General features: G+C 42.1%; 4 protein-coding genes and 1 rRNA gene. All 5 read right to left on the reverse strand.

Translation table 11 applies throughout. The annotated features are described in order from the left end of the window. Positions 1-27: 27 nt before the first annotated feature. Positions 28-1251 carry a glycosyltransferase gene (locus F456_RS0112980; protein ID WP_018977473.1) on the reverse strand — a complete coding sequence of 408 codons (1224 nt, stop codon included), beginning with the start codon at positions 1249-1251 and terminating at the stop codon, positions 28-30. A gap of 12 nt (positions 1252-1263) precedes the next feature. Then, positions 1264-2019 (reverse strand): YveK family protein, encoded by a 756-nt coding sequence (locus F456_RS0112985; protein WP_018977474.1) that lies wholly within the window; start codon positions 2017-2019, stop codon positions 1264-1266. Positions 2020-2748: 729 nt separating this feature from the next. Further along, entirely contained in the window at positions 2749-3936 is a 1188-nt protein-coding gene (locus F456_RS0112990) for a glycosyl hydrolase family 28-related protein (protein WP_229675730.1), read from the reverse strand. Between the two features lie 276 nt (positions 3937-4212). Further along, positions 4213-5868: a glycosyl hydrolase family 28-related protein gene (locus F456_RS0112995; protein WP_018977476.1), complete on the reverse strand. Its 1656-nt coding sequence runs from the start codon at positions 5866-5868 to the stop codon at positions 4213-4215. A 323-nt stretch (positions 5869-6191) separates the two neighbouring features. Continuing rightward, a 5S ribosomal RNA gene (gene rrf, locus F456_RS0113000) occupies positions 6192-6308 on the reverse strand. Positions 6309-6310 lie beyond the last annotated feature (2 nt).

The following is a 6310-nucleotide window of genomic DNA, read 5'->3' on the forward strand; positions in this document are numbered from 1 at the left end:
TCTATTGAATTTAATTTTGCCAAAAGATTATAAAATGTGTTGAGCTTCGCCTAATAAAGGAATCCTCGAATTCAATTCGGTTCGTTTACCGACAACCTTTTTGGCAATCACCATTTTGTACAGCTCCTCAATCTTGCGAGTTTGCTCGTACAGATCGAACTGCCGCACTACTCGTTCCCGACCATGTTCGTGGAATGATCGCCACAATTCAGGTTCCGACAGCAGCCGATCAATGTAAGATCCAAGCTGCTTCCAATCGCGCTCATTTGCAAGATAGCCGTTCTTCCCGTGTTCTACTGCTTCAGGAATTCCACCGGTTGCAAAGCTGGCAACAGGCAATCCCATTGCCGCCGCTTCAAGAAACACCATGCCCAATCCTTCTTCGGCTCCATTTTCGGCTCTGATACTCGGAACGCTGAATACACGCGCTTTGTTCATCCATTCCCGCACAACATTAGGAGGCTGGGTACCGAGAAACCGGTAACGCTTCAGCTGCGAAGCCGCCATTTGTTCTAACTCTCCATGCAGTGGACCATCTCCGATAATGACCAGCTCTGTTTCAGGATGATTCTCCTGAACTTTGGCCATGGCACGAATCAGATACGCACACCCTTTCACTTCGACAAGCCGCCCTACAAACAAAACCGTATTTTTCCGATTAATCGATTCATCCGGAACAAAAGTTTCCAAATTGATTCCGATATAATGCCGGACGATTTTGTTAGGTGGATAACCTTGGCTGATCAGCTTGCCGCGAATGAAATCAGATACTGCGATGAAAAGGGCGCCTTTCTTCTGCAGCCTCGGACGCTGTTTCAGATAATTTCGGTGAGTATAATACGACTTTCTTGCATACTCATCTTTGGTTGTTGCGTCATAACCGTGAAATGTGACAATCAACGGAATATCCAGCTTTTCCGCAATCGGCATAGCCAGACAACCTTCCGGGCCAAAATGAGCATGAATCAATTTGGGTTGAATTTCTTTGAGACGTCGAGTCAAACTGCGGCTCGGCCCCATCAATTTAAATTCAAGCTCTTTTCTTCGGCCCGATACGCCCCCCGTATTGATAATGATCTGCTTATCAGCTTCAATCTGCAGTCCGGGTACGAGGCGAGAGCCCATAAAATAAGAATGGAAAGACTCAAAACGTTCAGCCTGACTTTTAATAAAGGTCTCGGACGGCGGCAAAATCTGATCTCGATAGATGAGAACAGGAATTTCAGGTTGAATGATTTTCATGGTTGGCATGATTGACCTCGATTATCTCTGCTCGTTGGCAGGACGGAATACGGTGGTTTCTTCCTGCTGTTCTGAAGAATGAGTTTGCTGGTTTTTCAAATCGCTTTTCGCAATCCGATCGACTTTTGCAAGAACCGGAAATCCGGTAGCATGCTCAACGTCAAATTCACTTTTTACAGAGTCGTCTAGATATTCAAGAAGGAATATGATTCCCAATCCAAGGAGTAATCCGACGATAATACTCATAATGAGCACCATTTGTCGATGATCGTTAACAGGAGCCGGAGACAGATTAGGATCCGCTGCATTTAACACACTGACGTTGCTAACTTGCATAATTTCAGGAATTTGGTCGATAAATGCATTTCCTGTCGAACTGACAATCGTTACCGCCTTTTCGTAAGACGAGTCTTCAACAGCTACATTAAAAATTTGTGTATTTTGTGTCGAATCAACCATAAGTTTATTGCTGATTTGCGATGAAGTCATGTTCAGTTCCGGATGACGTTCGACGACCTGTTTCGTAATTGCATCGGAAGTAATGATTTTCTTGTACGTATTAATAAGTTTTAAATTCGCTTCGATCGAGTTGGAATCGACCTGAGCTTGTCCGGCTCCATTGACTGTAGGCTCATTGACAATCAGATCGATTGAAGCCCGATACATCGGCTGATACCTAGTGTTATAAGCGAATGCGGCACCAGCACATATCAGCGCGATTAAGGCTACTACCCACCATCTTCTTTTAATTACGCCTAAATATTCTTTCAACTCCATGCACGATCCCTCCGTCTTTGTAAATGGTTGGCAGCCAAAGCGGCCATAATCTAACGAGCATCAGGCGAAAGAGACCCTGCTGCAAAATAACATGCGATGAAAGTAAATTAATGATAAATTCATGCCGTTTTTTGTAAATTCTTTGTAAGAAATTTGCATTTTTCAAAAGAATAAATACAAAATTCGAACCTTCGTCGTTTGTACGACGATATTTGGGTTCGCTGCGAGAGACCAACCTATTCAATATTTTCTTTACTAACCCTTCGATTATGTAGTCTACTCAAGTCGTCATGTTCAACTCCCTTCCGGATTTGATACAGCGGACGTATTGAAAAGAGAAGGCTTAACGTACTAAATGCAAAACCTTATATGTCTCTATTTTCTTTTACTCTTTATTCCCTCCTGTCTTTCAACCCTGTCCAATCGGCCAGATCGATCATTTAAATACGAGCGGATTTACTTTTTTTGATCACTGTTAACAAAAATTCATAAACCCTCTTTCAATACTTTCGCTTGCTTGCCATCTCTTAGGGTGAGCGTTTGCGATGCCTAGTTTATAAACTCCACCTTTTCAATTGAATCAACTATATTATCCTCAGTGCTTTTTAGGTACGAATGTCCTATGAATTTTCCGCAAGCAAGCAGACTAATATACCTATTTTAAGTTAGTCAGCGAGCTAAACACACAAAAAGGAGACAGAAATTATAATCTGTCTCCTTTTTGTGTAACTAAAATCCTATATTGCCTTCAGAATGAATATTCCCATTTTTGAAGTTGGTTGAAGGTCCTTTATTGTTTTCTAACTTATTGCCATTGAAGTAAACATTACCGATCTCTCCATTGCCCCAGACACCAATGCCTCCATGTACAGAATCCATAATCATATTTCCGTTAAATTCAACTTCGTCAAGGTTCCCTTGAGAAGCATAAACCAAAATATTTGGATGATCACTTGTCAAGCGGGTACCTGTATGCCGAATTATATTTTCATTTACGATTATATTTTTAACGTTCCGTGTTCCCCATTCTTTTTCTACGGAGATATAGATGCCAGCCATTTCTGTATCGCGAATGCGATTGTTCTCAATTGTGACATCTTCTCCTCCTACCACCGATATGCCCCTTGCTTTTGAATTATAACCTACATCATTATTCCTGATCATAATGTCTCGGGTAACTTGCGAATTTTCTTCGTAGCTGACGACCGCTATGGTATCATCTCCTACTGCACGAACGTCATTGTCTTCAATGATGATGTTTGTACTGCCATTTGTAATATGTATCCCATCGGCTCCTGTATCTTGAACACTATTGCCGATAACTTTTCCTTCAGAGGACTCATAGCCTATAAAAATGCCAGCTGTACTTGCTTTTTCAATCCGTAAACTTTGAATAGTAAAATTGGTTGCACTGCGGACAGTAATGCTATTTTTATCATTTGCGCCATTGCCGCGTTCAACTGTTTTTTCATACACATGAGCAAAGCCGCTAAGAACAGCTCCATCCCCTTCAACATCGATAGAACCATTTTCCGGATTTGTAGAAGTTAAAATTGCCTCATCTGCACCATCTCCCAGCAGCTGTACTCCATTTACAGTCAAAATACCGCTTAAACGATAATTGCCTGGTGGAATATATACAGCTTTACTTTCTTCCGCCGCTCGATCAAGAGTCGATTGGATAGCAGCCAAATCATCCGATTCATCGTTTGGCGTTGCACCTTCGTCCACAATAGATAATGCATCTTCTGGAACTTTGATTGGCGGTACGGTTTGCTTTACTTCAACGGGCTCCTCTTCGATAGCTGCTTCTTTTTTTGTGAACATATCACTCCTCCATAATGCCAAGGCTGCCACTACAACCAGCACCAAGGCGAAAACGATCCACCATAATTTTTTGTTGGACTTGCTTCTCATAGGTTTCTCCTCCACTTTCTTATCTCTTTGTCTCTTATTTTCCCATCCAAGCATATAACGTTTTGATCTCTCCGTTCAAGCAGACCCTTTCCAAGTACGATCGTATTTTTTACCACTTTTGTGTTTCAGAATGCTAAAATACGGTTAAGCACGATTAGTGATATATAAACAGCTTAGTTCGTCTTTAAGCATGGTTAACAGCCAATATAAAATAAGCGGATGCCGGCTGCGCCGATATCCGCTTCTCTCTTGTATGCTCCGAGTGACAATTATCTTTTAAAATCCCACGTTTTGATTCAACTTAATCTTCCCGTTTTTAAAAGTTGTAGGTGCCCCAATTCGATTAATTAACGTATTCTTGGTGAAAGTAATGGTTCTGATCGTACCTTTTCCCCATACTCCGATTCCTCGGTGAGCTCCGTTTTTGATCGTATTGTTACTGAAAACAACGTTGTCCACGATCCCCTGTGAAGCATATACCAATACATTTGGATGATTCTGAGGTTTTGCAATTCCCGTATAATTAATCATGTTATTCGATACTGTAACTCTATCGACATTCTGCGTGTTATAAGAAGCTTCAACAGCAATATAGATCCCTGCCATATTCGTTTCTTGAACGGAGTTATCGGATATTGTGATGTCATTTCCACCAACTATCGCAATTCCGCGAGCTTTCGAACCGTAGCCTACGTTATTTTTACGAATAACAATGTGGTTGGCGGCTTGAGCATCGTTGTCGATATAGCTTACAACCGCAATTGTGTCGTCTCCCGCTTTTCGCACAGTGTTGTTCTCAATCGTAATATAACTGCTTCCGCCTGTAACATGAATGCCGTCCGCCCCGGTAGAATCCAGTACATTATCGCTTATTGTACCTTTTGTTGAACCATACGTGACCATGATTCCTGCTGTACTGGATTTACTGATATAAACATCGTTGATTTTAAAGTTTTTTGCGCCTCGCACAGTGATACTATTTTTTTCGTTTGCTCCGTTTCCACGAGGAACCGTCGTTTGATAGACGTGCTTGATCCCGCTGAGTTCGACACCATTTCCTTTGAGATCAATCGACCCCCGTTTAGGATTCGTCGAAGTCAACGTCGTCAAAAATTTCCCGGCACCCTGCAGCTTAACTCCATCAATCGTTAAAATATCACTAATCCTATAGTTTCCTGCAGGTACATAGACTGGCTTACCCGTAGATTTTGCCGCATCAACAGCTGCTACAAATGCTGGATAATCATCTTTCGTATCGTTCGGTAGCGCGCCATAATCCAATACAGAGATTACGGAAGGATTTTGACTTTTTGCGGCTGCCGCTGCTTTCGATGTTGAACCAACGGAGACCGATGTTTTTGCCAAAGTACCTACATAGGCAATATCAGGTTCCCACATGGTATGATCATGATTCGAATTCCCGGATTTGTTGACGACAAAAGTTATCTCTGTTCCAGGTTCCACCGCAATCTTGGAAACTCCAGAGGGAGTAACTGCAGTTGTTGTAGTCATTGTTGAGCTCCAAAGCTTTACCCCATCTTTTCGAATACTTGCCACAACTCCGTCGCCTTCAGCGCTTCCTTTACGCACGACTCCTGAAATAGATATCACGCCTTTTCCAGGAGAAATCCATTTGCGGACCGCATCAAAGTTCTGACCGGGATGGAGTGCAGAAGCCGAGACCCAAGGGTAACCGTTTGGTGCTGTCCAACGCTTGCTTTTTGCTTCGTAAACGAGATCCAAATAAGCGGTGCCGGATAATTTTTCATAATACCACTGATTTTCTCCCTGTTTAGTGGTACTGAATCCTTTTGAAGCTGAATAAGTTTGAGTCATTTCACCCGCCTGAGCAGCTTTTGATCCGCCAAGCAGATTCTCTCCGACTCCCAACGACAAGGTCAAAAGAACAGCTAAAACTTTATACTTCTTCAAAATGTGCCTCCTTAAATGATCAAATTTCTCTTTGAAGATCAATGTCTAAGGCATTGAACCAAAACAAGCCTACACTTTATTATCAAATCTTTTATCTTTTTTATGTATTCAACTTACGTCATTCAAGGGCTTTTTCATAAAGTTCAACTTTTATATCGGTTAGTTCAAGCGGATTAGTTAGACCTAATTGAAATTTTCCTGAAAATTCCCAAGAAAAATCTAATCGGCTCACAAATCATGTTGTTTTTTGGGAGTTCTGAATGTAATTATTGCATAAGAAAAAGAGCCTCTACCGTGTATACGGTAAAGGCTCTTTTTCATCGGCTTGGCAGCTTCCTACTCTCCCAGGACCCTGCGGTCCAAGTACCATCGGCGTTAGAGGGCTTAACGGTCGTGTTCGAGATGGGAACGTGTGGAACCCCTCTGCCATCACCACCAAACC

It is taken from the genome of Saccharibacillus kuerlensis DSM 22868, from assembly GCF_000378145.1.
GTDB classification, from domain to species: domain Bacteria; phylum Bacillota; class Bacilli; order Paenibacillales; family Paenibacillaceae; genus Saccharibacillus; species Saccharibacillus kuerlensis.